The organism is Enterococcus mundtii (genome assembly GCF_002813755.1).
Taxonomy (GTDB): domain Bacteria; phylum Bacillota; class Bacilli; order Lactobacillales; family Enterococcaceae; genus Enterococcus_B; species Enterococcus_B mundtii.
The window spans coordinates 2,737,149-2,757,520 of the sequence record NZ_CP018061.1; the positions used below are offsets into that span (position 1 = coordinate 2,737,149).

The 20,372-nt window shown below is 39.0% G+C and carries 17 protein-coding genes; 4 read left to right on the plus strand and 13 right to left on the minus strand.

The window, feature by feature from the left end:
- Positions 1 to 41: 41 nt before the first annotated feature.
- Positions 42 to 2,216 carry a PBP1A family penicillin-binding protein gene (locus tag EM4838_RS12805; protein WP_071867550.1) on the minus strand — a complete coding sequence of 725 codons (2,175 nt, stop codon included), beginning with the start codon at positions 2,214 to 2,216 and terminating at the stop codon, positions 42 to 44.
- A 209-nt stretch (positions 2,217 to 2,425) separates the two neighbouring features.
- Here EM4838_RS12805 and EM4838_RS12810 point away from each other — a divergent pair, with 209 nt between their 5' ends.
- Entirely contained in the window at positions 2,426 to 3,280 is an 855-nt protein-coding gene (locus tag EM4838_RS12810) for an RluA family pseudouridine synthase (protein WP_071867549.1), read from the plus strand.
- A gap of 161 nt (positions 3,281 to 3,441) precedes the next feature.
- Positions 3,442 to 3,825: a GyrI-like domain-containing protein gene (locus EM4838_RS12815; RefSeq protein ID WP_071867548.1), complete on the plus strand. Its 384-nt coding sequence runs from the start codon at positions 3,442 to 3,444 to the stop codon at positions 3,823 to 3,825.
- Positions 3,826 to 3,940: 115 nt separating this feature from the next.
- On the opposite strand, the gene EM4838_RS12820 is transcribed toward EM4838_RS12815, so the two are convergent.
- The 5 genes from EM4838_RS12820 to EM4838_RS12840 form a co-directional block, all read right to left on the minus strand.
- A complete protein-coding gene (locus EM4838_RS12820; protein ID WP_071867547.1) occupies positions 3,941 to 4,210 on the minus strand; it encodes a type II toxin-antitoxin system RelE family toxin in 270 nt (89 codons plus the stop codon).
- Positions 4,200 to 4,433 carry a type II toxin-antitoxin system RelB family antitoxin gene (gene relB, locus EM4838_RS12825; RefSeq protein ID WP_019723047.1) on the minus strand — a complete coding sequence of 78 codons (234 nt, stop codon included), beginning with the start codon at positions 4,431 to 4,433 and terminating at the stop codon, positions 4,200 to 4,202. Before relB ends, EM4838_RS12820 begins: the two co-directional genes overlap by 11 nt.
- Positions 4,434 to 4,617: 184 nt before the next feature.
- Entirely contained in the window at positions 4,618 to 5,490 is an 873-nt protein-coding gene (locus EM4838_RS12830; RefSeq protein ID WP_071867546.1) for an ROK family protein, read from the minus strand.
- A gap of 3 nt (positions 5,491 to 5,493) precedes the next feature.
- Positions 5,494 to 8,175 (minus strand): alpha-mannosidase, encoded by a 2,682-nt coding sequence (locus tag EM4838_RS12835; protein WP_071867545.1) that lies wholly within the window; start codon positions 8,173 to 8,175, stop codon positions 5,494 to 5,496.
- A gap of 14 nt (positions 8,176 to 8,189) precedes the next feature.
- Positions 8,190 to 9,479, minus strand: a complete 1,290-nt coding sequence (locus EM4838_RS12840) for a glycoside hydrolase family 125 protein (protein WP_071867544.1) — start codon at positions 9,477 to 9,479, stop codon at positions 8,190 to 8,192.
- 150 nt (positions 9,480 to 9,629) lie between these two features.
- On the opposite strand from EM4838_RS12840, the gene EM4838_RS12845 reads away from it, so the two are divergent.
- Both EM4838_RS12845 and EM4838_RS12850 read left to right on the plus strand, forming a co-directional pair.
- Entirely contained in the window at positions 9,630 to 10,697 is a 1,068-nt protein-coding gene (locus tag EM4838_RS12845) for a GntR family transcriptional regulator (RefSeq protein WP_071867543.1), read from the plus strand.
- Positions 10,678 to 12,831: a GH92 family glycosyl hydrolase gene (locus tag EM4838_RS12850; protein ID WP_071867542.1), complete on the plus strand. Its 2,154-nt coding sequence runs from the start codon at positions 10,678 to 10,680 to the stop codon at positions 12,829 to 12,831. The genes EM4838_RS12845 and EM4838_RS12850 overlap by 20 nt, the downstream gene beginning before the upstream one ends.
- Positions 12,832 to 13,129: 298 nt before the next feature.
- On the opposite strand, the gene EM4838_RS12855 is transcribed toward EM4838_RS12850, so the two are convergent.
- The 7 genes from EM4838_RS12855 to EM4838_RS12880 all read right to left on the minus strand — a co-directional run bounded on the left by EM4838_RS12855 (position 13,130) and on the right by EM4838_RS12880 (position 20,366).
- On the minus strand, positions 13,130 to 13,231 hold the full coding sequence (locus EM4838_RS12855; protein ID WP_071867541.1) for a putative holin-like toxin: 102 nt from the start codon (positions 13,229 to 13,231) through the stop codon (positions 13,130 to 13,132).
- A 382-nt stretch (positions 13,232 to 13,613) separates the two neighbouring features.
- Positions 13,614 to 13,715: a putative holin-like toxin gene (locus tag EM4838_RS16905; protein ID WP_219908715.1), complete on the minus strand. Its 102-nt coding sequence runs from the start codon at positions 13,713 to 13,715 to the stop codon at positions 13,614 to 13,616.
- Positions 13,716 to 13,926: 211 nt separating this feature from the next.
- Entirely contained in the window at positions 13,927 to 15,381 is a 1,455-nt protein-coding gene (locus EM4838_RS12860; RefSeq protein WP_071867540.1) for a response regulator transcription factor, read from the minus strand.
- Positions 15,371 to 17,116 (minus strand): sensor histidine kinase, encoded by a 1,746-nt coding sequence (locus EM4838_RS12865; RefSeq protein WP_071867539.1) that lies wholly within the window; start codon positions 17,114 to 17,116, stop codon positions 15,371 to 15,373. Before EM4838_RS12865 ends, EM4838_RS12860 begins: the two co-directional genes overlap by 11 nt.
- Positions 17,109 to 17,723 carry a YesL family protein gene (locus EM4838_RS12870; RefSeq protein WP_065095929.1) on the minus strand — a complete coding sequence of 205 codons (615 nt, stop codon included), beginning with the start codon at positions 17,721 to 17,723 and terminating at the stop codon, positions 17,109 to 17,111. The genes EM4838_RS12865 and EM4838_RS12870 overlap by 8 nt, the downstream gene beginning before the upstream one ends.
- A gap of 236 nt (positions 17,724 to 17,959) precedes the next feature.
- On the minus strand, positions 17,960 to 19,420 hold the full coding sequence (locus tag EM4838_RS12875) for an ABC transporter substrate-binding protein (RefSeq protein WP_071867538.1): 1,461 nt from the start codon (positions 19,418 to 19,420) through the stop codon (positions 17,960 to 17,962).
- Positions 19,421 to 19,445: 25 nt separating this feature from the next.
- Positions 19,446 to 20,366: a carbohydrate ABC transporter permease gene (locus EM4838_RS12880; protein WP_071867537.1), complete on the minus strand. Its 921-nt coding sequence runs from the start codon at positions 20,364 to 20,366 to the stop codon at positions 19,446 to 19,448.
- Between the last annotated feature and the right edge of the window lie 6 nt (positions 20,367 to 20,372).

The following is a 20,372-nucleotide window of genomic DNA, read 5'->3' on the forward strand; positions in this document are numbered from 1 at the left end:
TAAACTCTATTGTAACATGAGGTGATTCGTTTTCAAAGTGCCTACTCTCCCTGGAATCGACGCCATAGATCTCGTGTTGCATCACCGATACCTTGTACGCCTTCTCTCAGCATATCACCAAAATTCCTTAGACCGTCTTTCGCTTGTTCACCATAACGATCTAAATTGTCTTGCCAGTTCCCCTGATTCTCTTCATTGGTTTGTGAATTATCTGGTACTTGATCTGCTGGGACGACTTGACCACCGGTAGCATAGGCATCCGCAACATTGAATCTTGTTTGCTCAGTGTAAGGCAAGATGCCTTCTGCTGCTGATTTGAAGACTTTCCCCACCACATTGCCACTTGTACCTTCTAAGTAGTGAAGTTCACTCGTTTCTTCAAATCCCAACCAAGTAGAGATGACTACATCTGGGGTATATCCAACAATCCATTGGTCATTCGCTTTTGTTGCATCAAAATTGGTTTCTGTCGTTCCTGTTTTTCCTGCCACCGTATAACCATATGGATTCGCTGCAACACCCGTTCCATTTGAGAACGTGCCTAGTAACATGCTGGTCATTTGGTTCGCCGTTTCTTCGGAAATGACCTGCTTTGGTTTACTGTTGGTATTATCAACGATGACTGCTCCAGTAGAGTCAACGATCTTGGTGATCAAATGCGGTGTATACATCTTCCCATTATTGGCAAATGAACCATAAGCCCCCGCCATAGTCATAGGAGATACCCCATTTTTCAAACCACCTAACGCTAACCCATAATACTTGTCTGAATCAGCTAAAGGTAAGCCAAATTCTTTTGTCTTATCAAAACCTTTTTGAAGACCAATCTCATGAAGTAACCACACAGCTGGTAAATTCAAGCTTTGAGCAACCGCTTGATACATCGGTACTTCCCCTTGATAGGTCCCATCAAAGTTGTGTGCATCATAATAAGATTGTGGTTTATCTTCAAGAATACTTGACGGTGTATAGCCAGCTTCTAATGCGGGAGCAAACACACTAAGCGGTTTGATCGATGAACCAGGTGAACGTTTCATCTGCGTCGCAAAGTTGAATCCTCTAAAGACATGTTCCCCACGTCGACCAACGAGCGCTGCAACCCCGCCTGTTTTCGGATCTAGTGCAACTGAACCTGATTGGACCATGGCACCATCTGTCGCATTTGGAGGGAATAACGCATCATTTTGATAAGTCGCTTCTAGTTGTTGCTGATAATTCTGATTCAATGACGTATAGATTTTATAGCCTTTGTTCATGACATCTGCTTCATCTAAGCCATATTCACTAACAGCTTCATCAATCACTGCATCAAAATAATAAGGATAACGATAACCAGACTCCGAACCAGTATACGTATCATTCAAATAGTGTGTGATGTCCGTCTGAGACTCAGCAGTTGCTTGTTCTTCACTGATTTTACCATTGTCTGCCATCACGCTTAACACCGTATTTTTCCGATTATTGGCATTTTCTGGATGATCGATTGGGTTGTAGATACCAGGACCCTTCAACATCCCCGCTAACGTAGCAGCTTCAGACAGCGTGACATTGTTAGCATCCACTCCAAAATAGCGTCTAGATGCATCTTGTACACCCCAAACCCCATTACCAAAATAGGCATTGTTCAGATACATCGTTAAAATTTCTTCTTTGCTGTACTTCTTCTCGATCTCAATCGCTAGAAAAAGTTCTTTCGCTTTTCTGTCAAACGTTTGATCTAGTGTAAGATACGCATTTTTGGCTAACTGTTGGGTAATGGTACTTCCGCCACCCCCGCCTGTACCACCAGATGTGATCATCCTTACTGCTGCTCTGGCAATCCCTTTGATATCAAAACCAGGATGTTGATAAAAATTCCGGTCTTCGGTCGAGATAACGGCATCTTGGATCAGTGGAGAAATCGCATCTAACTCCACATAAGACCCTTTTTGTGCATACAACGTCCCCGCCTCTTCGTTGTTTTTATCATAAATCACGGTCGACTGACTCAAACCAGATTTCAGTGTTTCAACATTCGCTTGTTTTGCTAATACAAATAGATAAATACTCGTGATCAATACGAAGATCAGTCCGATCAGTAAAATCAACTTGTTGATATGATATTTTTTCCAAATGCGCTTGCGCCAGCGATGGAATTGTCCAAGGTAAGGCTTAATCCATCGCCAAAAACTGATGAGCGCAGTTTTTATTCTTCCTAACATGCTCTGAAAATCCATTCACTTCTTCTCCTGTCTATTGATCTCATTCTTCTCATTTTAACATAACTAATTATGCGTGACGTCCTGCTTGAGATGTAGGTGTACGCTTTATTTATTCACAATGTGGATAGTTTAGCATATGAAATGACAGAAATTTTCCATTTTTTTCTTAAATATCTGTTAAAAATGTTACAATGAATCTGAATTTCAATGAAAGGTGTGAGCATGTGGACATCACGATCACGTTACCTGAATCTCATCCAACGATGACGATTCGAGAATTACTAGAAAACGAGTGGCTTGTACCAAGAAAAGTCCGTCACTTTTTGCGTATACGTAAAAACGTCTTAGTGAATCGCGAACCTGTTTTATTCCATCACGAAGCAAAAGCTGGGGACCAGATCACTTTGCACTTTGAGGAAACTGACTATAGTTACCAAGATGTTCAATTGGGGGAAGCAACAAAAGTCAGCGTGTTGTACGAGGACGAGCACTTGATCATTGTTAATAAACCAGTCGGTATCAAAACGCATCCGAATGAACCGACGGAAACGAATACGTTATTGAATCATCTGGCTGCTTACTTAGCTCAAAAAAACCAACGTCCATATGTCGTTCACCGATTAGACAAAGAAACAAGCGGGGCTGTTCTATTCGCTAAAAATCCTTTTATTTTGCCTATTTTAGGTAGAATGTTGGAACAGAAAAAAATCTACCGCCGTTATCAAGCCGTTGTCTGGGGTAAAATTTCTCAAGATGTAACAATCACAGACAAAATCGGCAGAGATCGTCATGATCGTCGCAAACGAGTGGTCGATCCAAGAAATGGGCAACCAGCCAGCACACATGTCCAAGTCGCCGAAGTTTCGGCAGATAAAACAAAGGTCTATTGTGTCCTAGATACAGGGAGGACGCATCAAATCCGCGTACACTTAGCGCATCAAGGCCACCCCATTGTTGGTGACCCGCTCTATCAAACGAAGTCAGCGAAACGTTTGATGCTCCATGCGTTGGAACTCCATATGACCCATCCATTTACACAAGAAAAAATCATTGCACGAGCATTGCCGGGATTATGGTAAACACTTGAAAATAGTCATAAAAAAAAGCTGAGATTTGGGAACTTAATACGGTCCCGATTCTCAGTTTTTTCCTATTTCTATCAAAAAATATAAATCGACAGTAAGCATCTATATGTTTCACTTACATTATATGTATATAAAACATCAAGGAAATCATTCATATGAATATTGAAAGAACTAACCTTTCGTCACAAATTGCTGTAGCAACCAAAGCGACTGCTGTTACTATGGAGAACATGACCGCTGCAATAGATACTGGCTATGAAAAATTGATGCAAGCTGTTGCCCAACAAGGTGCCCAACTGATTAGCGCCTCCTACTGTGCTTATCTGAATAGCAACGAAGACTTTACCGTCTTTGACATTGAGTTAGGGATTCCTATCAATACAGCTATTTCTGCAAGTGATGAGGTGTATATGAGTCAAACGTATGGTGGAAAAGCCGTTATCGCCACACATCCAGATTCTTACGCCACACTTGAGGCAACATACGAGGCAATGCTGGTTTATCTCCAAGAAAATCATTTGGAAAGTACAGGCGTATGATTACTATCTAAGTAATCCGCTTGATACACCGGAAGACCAATTATTGACACAAGTTGTTTTTCCAATCAATTAAGTTCGGATTCATGTTGCTCCAAACCAGTCTCATTTGCAACGATTATTTCTTGTAAATAATACTTCTATGACCAATAGCAAATATTTCAATTATAATTTCAGAGTCAATTATATTTGCTAGTATGCGATAATTCCCAATGCGGTACCGCCACTCACAACCTCGATTTCCCGTCAATCCTTTACCGTGTTGTCGAGGGGTGCTGGTTCCTTCCAAATTTTTTCTAATCCAAGCAACGATTATTCTTGCTTGATTTCGATCCATCTTTCTTAACTGTTTCTGCGCTTGAGGCATATAGATAACTTTATACTTCATCTAACAACTTCTCCATGTCAGACTGAGAAATCCCCTTCTCTTTTTTCTTTTTAGAAAGTGCCATTGCATCTTTTAATAATTTTAAATCAATCTCATCTTCGATTTTATCAAGTACTGAAGTCCTGTAAAGTTCCGTCAATGATGAGTTATGTGCTTTAGCATATTCTGCTACTAGTTCTTTTTCATCATCTGGAATTCTAAATGTAATTGTGGATTGTCCCATAATCTACCCCTCCCTCTAATTTGTAACAACATCGTACTAAAAATACATTCTTTTGTCAACACAACGTTAGTACGTAACATATAGAATAAAAAAGAACGGCTACCAATAATGACAGTCGTTCTCTATACCTATTTTTATTCAAGTTTCCATCTAAAAATTAAAAGTCGCTATTTTCTTCTTAGATTTATGCAAATTCATTTGCTTCTCGATGTACCTTTTCCGCTAACAGCAGGCTTCCAATGATCCCACTTTCGTTCGGCATGCCCCATTGAACAATATACTCATCTACTGGCGGTGTTTCCATGTAACCAGCCATCAATGTCATAAATTGTTCTCTCACTTTTTGTAGTAAGTGTGCTTGATTCATGACACCACCACCTAAAATGATTTTTTCTGGCGCTAACGTCAATGTATAATTGACTAATGCTTGTGCAAGATAATATGCTTGGATATCCCAGACAGGATGATCCTCAGGTAAATTTTGTCCTTTGATTCCTGTACGTGCTTCGATCGATGGTCCAGCAGCTAATCCTTCTAAACAGTCTTTATGGAAAGGGCAAGTTCCTTCGTAGTTGTCTTCTGGATGACGTTTGACCATGATGTGTCCCATTTCCGGATGCGCACTACCAGAAAGAATATCGCTATTCAACACGACTCCGCCACCAATACCTGTGCCGACAGTCAAATAGATGCAGCTATTTTTACCTTGCGCCGCCCCTTTCAACAATTCGCCATATGCCGCAGCATTGACGTCAGTTGTCCATGCCAAAGGAACGTCGTATCGTTGTTTGATGCTTCCTAAGAAATCAAAATCTCGCCATCCTTGTTTAGGCGTAGCTAAGACATAGCCATAGCGATCATTCGTTGGATCAATACCGATTGGACCAAAGGAACCGATTCCAATTGCTTCTAATTCAAAACGATCAAAGAAATCAAACACTAACGCCAATGTTTCCTCTGGTAAAGTTGTCGGTACACTGATTTTTTCAATGATTTCTCCCTGATCTGATACTGCACAAATAAATTTTGTTCCACCTGCTTCTATTCCACCATACATCAATTATTCCTCCTCAAAGCCGACTGTCCGAATCTCATAAGGCTGGAGCATTTCGTCAATCGTCTCTTGACATTCTTCTTCAAGGAGATTCAACGGTTTGCCTTTTTTGCCATTTTTCGTCAAATGCAACGATTCTAAATGACTAGACATATTGAATCCTCTCGCTACTAGTTTATCATTAAGTTTGCTTCGTTTCAAAGCAGTAATTGCAAACGTTTCCCCTTCGATTGATAAATATTGGTTTTTCGGTGATAGTTTGCCTACTTGAATGGACAATTGCTTTGTCGAAAATGGAATTTGAGCTGCATAAGCATGTTTGTATGTGGCAAATTTATCTTTTCCGGAGTGAACCTCTAAACTGTAATCGAATTGGTGAACACCTAAACACTGTGCCTCCGGTGTCGGGAAATAACCCCAGTCGCCCATCTCACCGACGCAACGCAGTAATGTCACCGCAATGGTTTTTCCATCCAAGATTTCATATTCATTCAAACCAAAATTACCAATCGTTATTCCTTGGGTTGCATCGCCTAATTGGACAAAGGCATGTTGATGCTGGGGATTGGTCGGGTTCTCCCAACTTGCAGAGACTTGATTTGGACGAGCTACGACTTCAAAAATACTATCTGCTTCATGTTGTTCCACATGTAACTTCGTTGGGAATAAGACACGTAAGCGATGATCTTTCATCTGATTATCGATGGTTGTTGTAAAATCGATCTTTTTGCTCTCTGCACGCAACGTAATCAGTGTTGTGATTGTCAGTGGCTTTGTTTCTTTTGAGCGTTGGGCTTGTCTAAAGCGGAACTCTCGTACCATTTGTTGCTCTTTTTCTAACCGATCATCTGCAGAAATAGGGATGTCAATGGTTTGAGTTAGTTTGATTTGAGCAATTTCAGATGTATCCTTGATGATCTCAACAGTACTTCTCGGTTGGTCTTTTGAAAGAATCGCTTGTTCATTCTCTGGTTGCTTGAAGATATATTCGTTACCGATGTCACCGACGTCTTCAAATGTCAATAACTCTTCAAATTCTTGCCCGGTCGTTTTATCCAATAAGGTCAATGTCCCGTTTTGCTTAATGGATACATGCACGAATTGATTTTCAATACAGCGTCCTGCTTGAGTAATCATCGACTCTTGTTTTTCATCCGTTGCTCCTTCAACTAAAGCGAATGTTTCCCATGAAAATGCAGGCATTTCATCAATCGGTAGCTCAATCGTGACATATCTTGCCATATATGGCACTCTAAAGCGATCTTTCGGTAAATCATAGCCAAATGATACAACTTCTTCAGAAATCAAAGCTGGGATCTGTTTTTTTTCAGACGTTTCAACATGGTAGTATTTCTTAGGTTGTTCCGCTAATTCTTGATATAGCTCCTCTGGAATCCCTTCTGCAAATCGTTTTCGTTCCAACTCTAAAGTGATTACGGCTGACCCTGTTTTGGGCATTCCTGCTGTATTGAAAATAACAAAAGGATAGCTTTGCTTCGAAAATCCACTGGTATCAATAGCTGTTGCCAGTTGATCCAATGCTTCTTGTGCTAAAAATCTCCCCACTTCATTGGCTTTTTCAAAACGCGGAATCATTTCTCGATGAACGGAGTCAACTGAGCATCCGCAAATGCTATCATGAGGATGATTTTGCATCAGTGTTTTCCAAGCGTAATCTAATTGATCGTGCGGATACTTTCCTGTCACTTCATACGCCATCGTTGCTAAAGGTTCTGTGACATTTTCAAGTTGACGTTGTACTTTTGTGTTCCACTGTTTGAGGTAAACTCTCGCAGAAGCTGTATTGGCTAACGTATACCAGCCATCGGTTTCTTGACTCGTCAATTCTCCTTCAACTGAGCCAAGATCCTGAGGAAGATCCTGTTGTACCGTTTCTAGATAATCCGTAAAATTGGAATGAATAAATTCATAGTCAGGATACAATTCATTGGCTAATCGAATTGCCTTTGATATATCTTTTTGTACAGGTTGATGATCCACTCCATTCATCATCAATAGATGGTTGGTTGACGCATATTGCTCGGCATCTGCTAACTTCTGATCCCAAAAACGAATTGTAGCTTCTTTCTCAGCTGGAATCTCATTCCCGTTACTGTACCAGTTGGCAAACAATAACCCAAAGATCTCCGTTTGATCAGGGCCTTTCCACCACATCTCAGAATATTGTGACGAATAGTTCTCAGCTTCTAGTACTTGATTATCAAAGCCTATCGGTTTCACCCCACGACCAAACGCAGCAGCTTCTAGTCCTACTTGCTTCATCATTTGTGGCGTTTGTCCCATATTGCCAAAAGTATCAGGGAAATAACCTAGCATGACCGGCGTTCCCCATTTGCGACTTTCTTCCATACCGATCAACATATTCCGAACATTTGACTCTGAGCTAATTAAAAAATCATCCTGTAAAATATAAAATGGTCCAATCCGTAATTTTCCTGCATCGATGGCTTGTTGGATTGCTTCTCTTTTTTCAGGACGTACTTGTAGATAGTCATCTAAAATAATGGTCTGTCCATCTAAATGAAAGCTGTTGAAGTCTGGATCGGTTTCAAACAGCTCCAACAAATCATCCATTAACTCCACTAATCGCATGTGATGTTGCTCATATGCCATGTACCACTCACGATCCCAATGGCTATGAGAAATGATATACACTTTTTTCTTCATATCTATTCTCCTCCTTATTTTTCCACTCGGATATCAAAGTAATCCATGACTAATTCACAAAACATCATGTTTGCCCAAGAAAACCATTCTCTTGTGTAGTTTTGCGGATTGTTCACATCAAAACCTTCATGCATCAAGTGTGTCCCTGCATCGGTCGCTACTAGTAAATCAAGGATTCGTTCTTTTTCTTGTTTGTCTTCTGTCGTCATTCCCTCCATCGCTAGGGCGATTGGCCAAATATAATTCTCGGGCGTATGCGAAGAACCAATTCCTTTTGCATACTTCCCTTCATAAAAGTAAGGGTTCTCTTTACTTAACAAAGTATTTCGCGTATTTATATAGTGTTCATCTGTACTGGAGCAATAACCCAAATAAGGTGCTGAAATCAAATTAGGCACATTGCTATCGTCCATTAATGAGGCATTCCCTAAGCCGTCTACTTCATACGCATAAATCGTTTCACCTTGTTGATTTTCGATTTTTCCATAGGTGGCAATCCCCTCTTGGATGGCTGTTTTTAAGTCGTTTGCTTTTGCAACGATTTCTTGGTCTTCAAGAATTGAGGTGAAAATCTCTTCCACATATCCTAGAATAACTACAGCAAACATATTGGATGGGACAAGATAGCCATATTGACAGGCATCATCGCTCGGACGAAATCCTGACCAAGTCATACCCGTGGGCGCAATCGCCGATCCACGTCCCTCGTTGACTAACGTATCTTCTTTTCTTGTGGTGTCTCTTGTAAAGGTGTAAGGCGATTGTCGATGGTCTTGTTCTACTTGAAAAACTTCTAAGATTTTTTGAATCCCCTCAATAAATGAGTGGTCAAATTGATCTGTACGTCCGGTATTCTTGTAAAGTAAATAAGCTAGTTGAACAGGGTAGCATAAAGAATCGATTTCATATTTTCTTTCCCAGATCCAATCGTTCATTTGAGTGTGATCGGTTTGATGCCCTGCGCCATTTGCTTGTTCATTGAACGCATTTGCATATGGATCGATCGTGATATAGTAAAATTGCTTTTTGACTAACCCACTGATCATGTCAGCTAAATCTTCATCCTCTTTCGCAATCACTAAATAAGGACGAACCTGCGCGGTGGAATCACGTAACCACATTGCAGGGATATCTCCTGTGAGTAGAAAAGTTGTCCCATCCTCTTGCCGTTTGACTGTGGTCAACAACGTATTCGCAAAAGCCGAAGAAAAATTCTTAGCCCAATCTGCATGCTCTTCTCCACATTTTTGTATGATGTCATCCATAAATTGCTTCACTGAATTAGGTATATCTTTATAAACCATATTATATAAACTCCCTTTTATTTGATATGTCATTATGGATTATACCTGCTCACGCTATAAATGTCTACGCTTTCAATAAACTTTTTTCTATTTACTTTTTCAAGTATTATGCTATGATTTAATTATGATATATCATTAAGAGGTGTAATTATGGAGCAACCATTATATAAAACAATATTTTTAGCGCTAGAAAAAGCAATACATGATGGAACTTTACCTGTCGACAGTCAAGTTCCCACTGAAAAAGAACTATCCCAACAATACAATGTTAGTCGGATCACGTCCAAACGGGCATTGACAGAATTAGAACAACTAGGATTGATTTATCGTGTACGCGGAAAAGGAAGTTTTGTTAAAGCTCCCAAAAAAGGTGTTCCTTCACGTAGTCTCTCTACTCATAAAAGAATCTTATTTCTTTTGCCTTACTTGTCTGATTTATCCGTGGGTGACTTTACTCAGGGCTTGAATCCAATCATGCAAGAACATCAATTCGAGGTCATGATGACGACTTTAGATTTTTTAGAAACAAAGACAGCCAATGATTTGATGCAAGAATTTGATGGCTTGATTTATTATGCTTTTGAAACAGATCAACATCTTGACTTGCTTTTTGAGCTTTCCTTAAAAGACTTTCCAGTACTCATGCTAGATAAAAAAATATATGAGTTACCTTTTCCAACTGTCTTATCGGATAACTTTCAAGGTGGTTCTTTAGCAACCAATCAATTGATTGAACAAGGTCACAAAAAAATCGCTTATCTTTTTGGTGATTTATTCCATCCACAATCCGTGAGACAACGCTATCTCGGTTATCTTGAAGCACTGAATAAAGCAGAGTTATCGTTCCATACTGCATTAAATGATCCAATGGCGACCACTAATGAATTAGCTAACTATATTCATACACATAACGTTACAGCATTTGTTTGTGAGAATGACTTAGTGGCAATTCAAGCAATGACTACATTAAAACAATTGGGTTACACCATTCCCAATGATTTTTCCGTCATTGGGTTCGATGATATCCAAGCTGCTGCTTTGGTTGATCCGCCTTTAACAACGATTGCCCAAGATTTTCTCCAATTAGGCGAATTGGCGGGCAAAGCGATGATCCAGTGGTTACAAACAAAAGAAAAACCGGCTGACATCAAACATCCTGTTACTTTGATCCAACGACTATCGACAAAGGAGTATACACATGGACATTCAACAAATTGATACACGTCATGGCACTGCGAATCAAGCCAACTTTTCTAATGGGAATTGCCTGCCTTATACAGGCGTTCCTTTTGGTATGAACTATTTTGCCCCACAGACAAATGAACAAAGAGGTAGTTGGTGGTTTCACCCCGATGACCGGATTTTCCAAGGCTATCGTTTGACTCATCAACCTAGTCCTTGGATGGGGGATTTCAGCCACTTTTTGATGACTCCGTTCAGTGGAGTATTACAAGAACCCACGGTGTTCCATGCCCAAAGTTCGTATCGCCCAGAAGAATGTACTTTTTGTCCCACCCACCTTTCCATTGACCAATTGCGTTACGGTATTCAATCGACATTGATCCCTAGTATGTATGGTGGCATCCTTTCCATCACTTACCAACAAAATGATAGCGGTTTATTACTAGCATTTCCTGGCCGTTTCCGTCTTACTGCAAAAGATGCCTACACACTAGAAGGCCAAGTCACTCATTTTGCGGGCGCAGAAGATCCAAATTTCACTTTTTATTTTGTTTTGGGCTTCGAACAGCCTCTGACAACTAGTGAACTCGAGTATTCTAGCGAACAAGCAGACACCGTAGCTCTTTATTTTGGTCATATCAAGCAACAGACGATTCGGCTAGGGACGTCATTCATTAGTAATGAACAAGCTCACCACAATTTGAAACAAGAGCAAGAAAAACAAGAAAAAGACTATCTTTTAGACAGTCAGGAGCAATGGCAAAACTACTTTGATCGAATCAAAATCAACCATCATGATCAAAAACAAACGCAAACGTTCTATCACAATTTATATCGGACATTCCTATTCCCACAAACTTTTTACGAAATTGATCCAGAAGGAAAAAAAATCCATTATGATACCACTAGTTGTACAGTAAAAAATGGGATTCTTTATACAAATAATGGGTTTTGGGATACGTACAAAACGGTTTACCCACTCTTTTCATTGATTGCGGTCGAAAAATATGAAGAGATGTTGGAAGGTTTTTTAAACAGTTATCGAGAAACTGGCTTCTTACCTAAATGGCTTTCTCCAGATGAACGAGGTCTCATGCCTGGAACATTGATCGATGCAGTGATCGCTGATGCTGCCATCAAAGGTATCGGCAGTCAGAATATGCCGGAATTTTTAGAAGCCATGAAAAAAGGAGCGACAGTTCAAAGTGATCAACAAAATTATGGTCGCCAAGGGACAATCGATTATTTAAAGTATGGCTACGTGCCAAACCATTACCATGAATCGATCAATCACACACTTGATTATGCCTACAGTGATTTTTGTATCAGTCAAGTTGCTCAAACACTAGCCGATGTTGAAACAACTCGTCACTATCAGCAACAATCCATGAACTATCGCAATGTTTTTGATACAGAAACTGGTTTTATGCGTTCAAAAGACTGCTCAGGAAAATTCCGTCCTGATTTCTCCTCTATCTCTTGGGGCACCGATTACGCAGAAGGAAGTGCATGGCAAAGCAGTTTTGCTGTTTTCCATGACTTTGTAGGTCTGATCGAAGCGCATGGTGGAAAACAAGCTTTTGAGAACAAATTAGTTGAATTATGTAATCAACCGCCTAAGTTTGAAGTCGGTGGTTATGGGTTTGAAATCCATGAAATGAGTGAGATGGCAGCAACTGAATTTGGACAATTAGCCATCTCTAATCAACCAAGTTTTCACTACCCTTATCTTTTCCATTACCTTGGGAAACCCGAAATGGCACAACCTTTGATCAAACAGTTGCTTACGCAACTGTTTGATGCATCACCTACTGGCTATCCTGGCGACGAGGATAATGGCAGTATGGCCGCTTGGTATATCTTTAACAGTTTAGGTTTTTACCCAGTTACACCTGGAACCGGTGAGTATGTCATTGGTATCCCACTGTTTGATCAAGTGATCTTAACACTTTCAAACGGCAATCAATTGACTATCTATGCTACGCCTAATCAGCCCCAACAACAGTTTATTCACCATGTAAGTCGAGATGGCTACACTTATGAAAAGCTATATTTTACTCATAAAGATTTACTAAACGGTGGCACGATCAACTACCATTTAGGCATTGTTCCTCATACTAAAACTTATTCAGAGGATAGTTTGCCTTATTCTTTAAGTCGCCAAGAATAATATCAGTGGTTCAGCTAGAAAAGAAGCGTGGTTAAGGAAGCTTCTACCCCAGCGCTTACTCTTTAGTTAATTCCATTTGCCATCCTCTTCAGCACTAATTTTAGAGAATGTGCGACTCCATTAGGACTTTATTGAATGATTGATTTCACTCATGACTCGTTGTTTACAGATGACTCGTTGAGATGCTATACTAAAGAAAAGAAGCGATGCGCTAACATCGCTTCAATGTAGCCGTTTTGTGGTAGCATGTATTAACGTATGATAAACCCGTCAACTTCGCTAAAAGTTTATGACGGGTTTATTTTTTATCTTTTTTGCTGATTGTCAGCATAATGCCAACAAGCGCAAGCATCAACGATCCGAACTGGATCATCAATGCCAGTGCTTCCGCAACAGACAAAAGGCTACTCCCTTCGTTGAAGTAGGAAAATGCTCATACGCATCACCCCCTGAGTAGCTACCATCATAAACAATCTGCATCATTCATTTTAACATAGAAGCTATCGTAACATTTTGTTTTTACGTTTTTTTATATGATTGTTTCCACCTATTCAACCATATAAAAAAAGAAGATAAGAGAGCTACGTTCGCATACCCTCTGTTTTTTTATTTACCTTACTCAAATGATTTTTTATTCATGACTCATTATTTACAGATGACTCGTTAAGATGCTATACTAAAGAAAAGAAGTGATGCGTCAACATCACTTCAATGTAGCCGCATGACGGTAGCAAAATTATTTGGAAATTCCCCGTTAAATCTCGCTAAGGTTTATGACGTGGTTATTTTTTATCTTTTTTGCTGATTGTCAGCATAATGCCAACAAGCGCAAGCATCAACGATCCGAACTGGATCATCAATGTCGGCGCTTCCGCAACAGACAAAATGGCTACTCCCTTCGTTGAAGTAGGAAAATGCTCATACGCATCACCCCCTGAGTAGCTACCATCATAAACAATCTACATCGTCCATTTTAACATAGAACCCATCACATATTTTATATTTTTTGTTTTTTTATATGATTGTTTTTTACTAATTCAATCATATAAAAACAGAGATAACGAGATATTAAATCTCACGATCTCTGTTTTTTATTTAGATGAAACTTCCTTCTGTTTGACCTTGATTTTCTCGGTATTCTGAAGGCGACTGTCCGACGATTTTTTTGAATAATTTTGAAAAATAGGTCGTATTATTATAGCCGATTTCATTAGAGATCTCATTGATATTTTGATTACTATGGATCAGCAACCATTTTGCTTGTTCCATTCTTAAGTGATTCAAGTACGCAGAGAAGCTTTTTTTAGTTTCTTTTTTAAACAGTTGTCCTAGATACATGACATTCAGATGCAAATGTTCTGCGACTTCTTTCAAGGTTAACGGTTCTTTATATTTCTCATGTAAGATTTGAAGAACTTTTTCGACATTTTGACTATATTTTTGATTATGCTGATTTTCCAATAAAGATAATAGGAGTTGATGCAACTCTTGGACAGATTTTGCTTGATTGATTTTTTGGATGCCTGTTAAATATTCATCATCTTCTAAACGGATCAGCTCACGATGGATATCCATAAATAATAAAAAACTGAAATGACGGATGTCTTCAGGCGACATGACCGCCTGTTGGAATTGCTCAAAAAAGTCAGAGATCATTTGTTGCGCGACCGCTAACTGACCACTTTTCAACACACGACTAAATGATACAAAATCAATTGATTGTTTGATTCCTGCTTGTTCGGCATAAAAAATACGTTGATTTCGATCCCCATAGAATTGATGTAGTTGTAAATTATCTTTAGCATGCTGGAAGCTTTGCGGTATCGTTTCCGGATCACAAGATTCATCCCCAATACTGATCAGCCAATTCTCACACATCAGCGACTGTTCGACAAAATAGCTAAACCGCTCTACTGCCTCTTCCTGAAGCAACAAAACAAATAAAACAAGTTCTCCATAATTCCGTTGGTAATAAAAAGGTTCTTTTCTTTTTGTTAGCCACTGACTGATTGTCGTTTCAGCCTGTCTAGGTACTTGTGCAAGTAAGACACGTCGCTGACGCTTGCCTAGTTTTTCTAATAGTTCTTCTTCACTAGGTTCATCCAATTCATCATTCAACCATTGGCTAAATAGAATTTCTTGGTACACTTCTTGTTGGTTTTTTTGTTGTCTTCGATGATCCAAGCGTTTCTTGACGGTTTCAAGACTAGTAATCAGTTCTGCTTTATTGACAGGTTTCATCAAATAATTAACAGCGCCTAACCGCATCCCGCTTTTTAGATAATCAAATTCTTGATAGCCCGATAAGATCATAAATTCAAAAAGATGTTCTTTTTGAGCAGCTTCAATAAATTCTAATCCATTCATCTCAGGCATCGTTACATCTGTGACGACTAGATCAATTGGCTGCGTCTCTAAAATCGATAGTCCCTGCATAGCATTTTCTGCAGTAGCAACAACGTTAAATCCTAAATTTTGCCAATTGATGATTTTTTGTAAGCCAGCCAAGATCATATATTCATCATCAACTAGTAGTACATTATAAGACATCAGCAGCTCCCCTTTTTATTTTAAAAGTAATATGGATCGTTAATCCACCAGTTGCATTTCTAGCTAGGGTCATCTGATAACTCGGTCCAAAACTAGCACGTAACCGTTCATTGACATTTTGTAAGCCGATCGATCCACTGAGTTTTACTTTACTTTGCGCCAACTGTGCGCTGATTTCAGCTAGTCGCTCTTCTGTGATTCCTTTGCCATTATCACGGATCAAAAGATGAACAAGTCCATTTTCTTCAAATACTTTTACACTCAATGCGTTATCAAAACGAGTAAAATCAACGCCATGTTTAAAATAATTTTCTACTAATGGCTGGATGATAAATTTCGGTACTTCAATCTCTTCCAATGATGATTCGATCGTGAAATGATAAGCGATGCGACTAGGATAACGCATTTGATAGAGGTACACATACTTCTCACAAAAATCCAATTCTTCTTTTAAATGAATCGTCTTTTCTTGATTGGTGTTATTACGTAATAATGCAGAGAAAGCATAGACAACATCTGCTAGTTCTTCACTGCCTTCACTGATGGCATACATTCGAATATATTCCAATGTGTTGTATAGAAAATGCGGATTGATTTGCGCTTGTAATGCGCGCATGTGCGCATCTTGTTGTTTGATTTCTAATTTGTAGATATCTTCCACATACTGATTGATACTGCCTAGCATTTCATTGATTCCAACTGATAGGTCTTTTAGCTCGTATTCAGTGATACTAGTATCCACACGAGTATCTAAATTCCCTCTAGCCACTTCATCCATAGCTTCCATGACACGATCGATTTGTTGAGAGTAACGTTTGAACGTCTTGTATAAAAATAAAAGCAATAACCCATCCAATAAAATGACGCCAATAATCAACGGTGCTAAACTTTTTTCTGTTACTTGGCGAACCGTACGCTTATCCAATGTGGCTAAAATACGATAATCGTCGGACACCTCTTGCGATTGGATAAAATTCGATTTTTCTAATTTCTCTACTGGTAATGTAGAATCTGCTTGTAGGGTCTGACTGATCAACTTTTCTTGCTCAAAGATTCGTTCTTTGCCCAGTGCTCGATCATGAAATGTATACAGCCGATTACTCGTTCCGGAAATCATGTAAAGAGATAACCCCTTAAACGTATTTAAATTCGTTAGCGCTGCATCAAGTTCATCTTTATCAAAACCTACAAACATACTGCCAATTTCTGCGCCACCTTGTGTAATCGTCATTTTGATATAAAAAGCCTGTTTTAATTGTGGCGTTCCCTTCTTGACTGTCCCGCCTTTGTTCTCTCTAGTGGACTCAAAATATTCTGGTAATTGGTTGAACACAAGGTACACACTACTTACCTCTTCATAATTGACATACATATCACGAACTACGTTAGGGAATGAAAGAAAATCAGCAGATTGTCGTTGTCGGTCGTACGCATACATCAAATATTGATCGATCGGTTTAGTTAAATAAGTGGTGGTATTCTCGATTTTATCTGAATCCCCTACAAATTGATCTTTGATCACTTTACTTAACGTTGTTTTATCACTAAGCGTTCGCAACGTACTTTGAACTGCTTCATTCACTACTTGTTGTGCTTGGATTTGTCTTTGGATGAATGTATGCACGCTGATGATGATCGTTGCAATCATCGTCAAAGCAATCATCATGATGGCATATTTACGCAATAAACGGTTTAACAACGTTCCTTTTGAAAAGATAAAATCTAACCTATTCATATGTTTCCAACTGCAAGTCCAGATTTTCCCGCCATTGTTTGGTGATCGTTCCGTTCCAAACTGTAAGTAACCCAATCAAACCAAATAAAATCAACCCTTTATAATTCCACGTCACCCAAAGAATCAGACCACTGCCAAGGATGATTTTTAAGAAAGTTGAAAAACTTGCGAAACTGGAAATTAAACTCAACTTCAGTAGATTTCTTAAAGTCATTTGATAGCCACTATCTAAGATCATACTATATTGATACGTCGCATAAGCGTACAACATGCTAAACAGTATAATAAAATCAATCACTAAGAAAAGAATCCCTTGAATCTGAACAGATAAATACAAGTTATAACTAAGCAAAAAAAGACAAGCCGAAAAAAGACCAAACAATTGATTTCCTCGCACGAAGGACTGTTTGAACATCTGCCAACTTTCGCTGATCGTGATGTCTTTATATTCGAAGCCATGGAGATAAAACTGTTCATTGACAACTTTCCAAGCTGGCCCGATTCCTAAAACGACGCCGCCACACACAGCTAAGCCCCAAAAATACAATGTCAATTTCATGATGACCCATACGCGTATGAATACTGTTTCCAATGCTCTACCTAACACAGGACTTTCCCCCTTTATTCTTCATCATATCCTATTATACAAAAACATACTGTAACCTTGAGCATATTGGAATATCTAAAACCAAATAAATGGTGTTCAAGAAGCACATCTTCGGTCATCAGCTAGAAGTAACTCCTTCGGAAATAAGACGAAATCCACAAAAATTCAAGAGCAATTTCCGTGGATTCCGCCTTATTTATCGGAGCTAGACACTTCCGTCACAACCTCAGTATGGATTAATCGTTTTCTTGTCGGAATGTATCATATTGTTTTTGCATTTCTGTCAGTACTTTGTCGTATCCAGCTTTATCTAAGGCATCCATTAGTTTTGGTAAGGTTTCATCTGGATCGACAGTTCCAGTGTTCAACCCATCAAGGTATTGATTCATGACATTTGAGATATTACTCAATTCAGTTTTTACACTGTCTGTATTAAAGCTGAAGCCTAAGATTGGAGAAGTTTCAGCTTCTGCAATCGATTGATCTCTTTTAGCAATCATTTCATCGGTAATCGTATCTTGTGTGTAAAGAATTTTATTATTACCGGTATTCCAAGCAGACATGTGAGTTTTTGGCTGATATCCGTCTAATAATTTCACTTTGTCATCGCCAACTTTTTCCCATGCTTCTCCTTCAATCCCCCAAACCAAGCCGTTAAGTAATTCAGGATCGCTATTCAATAACGCTAAGAACTCTACTGATTTCTCTTTGTTTTTTGACGTATTAGAGACAACAAAATTTGCCATTTGTGCTTGTCCTGTTGATTTCAACGGAACCGTGATCGGTTTAGACACTAATTCTTGATTTGCAGCATTTGTTAAAATCGTATCGCCGTAATCGTATGGTCCTTGTGTTTCTCCACGCATCAACCATGTATTACCTTCTAACGGATAATCTTTGTTACTAGTCGCTGCATCACTAGGGATCAATCCTTGATCATACCAACTATGCATCGTCCGTAACAGTTCAATGTAATTTTCGTTGTCATATTGGTTGATAATTTTTGTTTTGTCACCATTCAAATCAACCGCAAATGGCAAAGTATTTCCTAGTGGATAATCAAAATCACCTTGTACTTTAAATCCTTGACCAATGGCAAAAGCCGCTGTATTCGGTTCTTTTTTATGGAACTCTTGTAAAACTTTTTCTGCATCTGCATACGTTTCAATACCATCAATCGATAAATTGTATTTATCTAATAGTGGCTTATTGAAGGTCAACACTTGTTGTGCAAAGACATTGCCGTTTACTGGGAACGCATATAATTTCCCATTGACCAGATTACCTTTGATATATGCTTCATCCAAAGAATCATACGCTTCTTTTCCATACTCAGGAGCTAATTCAGTCAAATCTGCAAATGCGCCTTTTTGTGCATTTGATACGTAGTTGTTGGCAAAAGCAATATCGTAATTTTCACCAGATGAGATGATCACGTTCATCTTCTTCTCATAGTCACCCCAACCAATGTAATTGATATTGACTTTTACACCAATTTTTTCTTCAATACGTTTATTCGCGACTTCCAGCAGCTGGTCAAGGTTATCTGGTTTGTCACCGATCTGGTACATTTGTAATGTCGTTGTATCACTGGCCGCTGCATCGTCCTTGTCACCTGACCCGCCCCCACAAGCTGCTAAACTGATTGCTGTTAGTGCTGAGAATCCTGTAAAAGCTAATTTTTTCCATAACTTCATATCTTTTTCCTCCTATTTTAGTGCTTTATTCTTTGACGCCGCCAATCGTTAACCCTTTAACAAAATATTTTTGGAAAAATGGATAGCTGATCGCAATCGGTAATGTTGAGATAACAACGATTGCCATACGAGCAGACTCTCCAGGAACAGAAGCAAGACCGCCGGCTAACTGACTACCTGCTCCAGCATTTTGAGTAAGATATTGGATATTGCTTTGAATCTTCATCAATAAATATTGCAATGGTACGAGATTATCGTTTTGGATATACAGCAACGCATTGAACCAGTCATTCCAATAACCTAAGGCTGCAAATAAACTAATTGTCGCAATTCCTGGAATCGCTAAAGGTAAGACGATTTGTACAAAAATCCGAAGTTCACTCGCCCCATCTATCCTAGCAGATTCAATGATCGAATCAGACACCGAACGTTTAAAGAATGTTCGCATCACGATAATATTGAACGGACTGACCGCCATCGGTAAAATCAATGCCCAAATCGTATCTTTCAGTTGTAATAAATTCGTCATCACTAAGTAGTTCGCAACCATCCCTGGTGAGAACAACATCGTAATCAAACAAAAGACTGTAAAGAAACGACGAAATGGAAAGTTGGATCGAGAAATAGCATAAGCATATAAAGAAGTTGCTGTACTATTGATCAACGTTCCTACTACTGTCACAAGAACAGTGACGAAAAGAGCCTGAAAAATTTTGTTTTGCATCTGGTCAAACAAAAAAGTATATCCAAATGTACTAAGTGTTTTAGGCCAGAAACTATACCCTTGCGTGGACAAAATGGATTCATCTGTAAAAGAGATCGCAATTACAAAAATAAATGGTAATACACAAGAAAAAGCAAAAAGTGCAATCAAAATATTGGAGAAAAAGTTGGTGGTTTGACTAAACGAGCGAATCTCTACTCGTTGAACTTTCTTTTTATTCATTTTTCT

Bases quoted from the DNA above. Each gene is read 5' to 3' on its own strand.
- EM4838_RS12805 (WP_071867550.1), bottom strand. From the start codon at position 2,216: ATGGATTTTCAGAGCATGTTAGGAAGAATAAAAACTGCGCTCATCAGT.
- EM4838_RS12815 (WP_071867548.1), top strand. From the start codon at position 3,442: ATGAATATTGAAAGAACTAACCTTTCGTCACAAATTGCTGTAGCAACC.
- EM4838_RS12820 (WP_071867547.1), bottom strand. From the start codon at position 4,210: ATGAAGTATAAAGTTATCTATATGCCTCAAGCGCAGAAACAGTTAAGA.
- relB (WP_019723047.1), bottom strand. From the start codon at position 4,433: ATGGGACAATCCACAATTACATTTAGAATTCCAGATGATGAAAAAGAA.
- EM4838_RS12830 (WP_071867546.1), bottom strand. From the start codon at position 5,490: ATGTATGGTGGAATAGAAGCAGGTGGAACAAAATTTATTTGTGCAGTA.
- EM4838_RS12835 (WP_071867545.1), bottom strand. From the start codon at position 8,175: ATGAAGAAAAAAGTGTATATCATTTCTCATAGCCATTGGGATCGTGAG.
- EM4838_RS12840 (WP_071867544.1), bottom strand. From the start codon at position 9,479: ATGGTTTATAAAGATATACCTAATTCAGTGAAGCAATTTATGGATGAC.
- EM4838_RS12845 (WP_071867543.1), top strand. From the start codon at position 9,630: ATGGAGCAACCATTATATAAAACAATATTTTTAGCGCTAGAAAAAGCA.
- EM4838_RS12850 (WP_071867542.1), top strand. From the start codon at position 10,678: ATGGACATTCAACAAATTGATACACGTCATGGCACTGCGAATCAAGCC.
- EM4838_RS12860 (WP_071867540.1), bottom strand. From the start codon at position 15,381: ATGTCTTATAATGTACTACTAGTTGATGATGAATATATGATCTTGGCT.
- EM4838_RS12865 (WP_071867539.1), bottom strand. From the start codon at position 17,116: ATGAATAGGTTAGATTTTATCTTTTCAAAAGGAACGTTGTTAAACCGT.
- EM4838_RS12875 (WP_071867538.1), bottom strand. From the start codon at position 19,420: ATGAAGTTATGGAAAAAATTAGCTTTTACAGGATTCTCAGCACTAACA.
- EM4838_RS12880 (WP_071867537.1), bottom strand. From the start codon at position 20,366: ATGAATAAAAAGAAAGTTCAACGAGTAGAGATTCGCTCGTTTAGTCAA.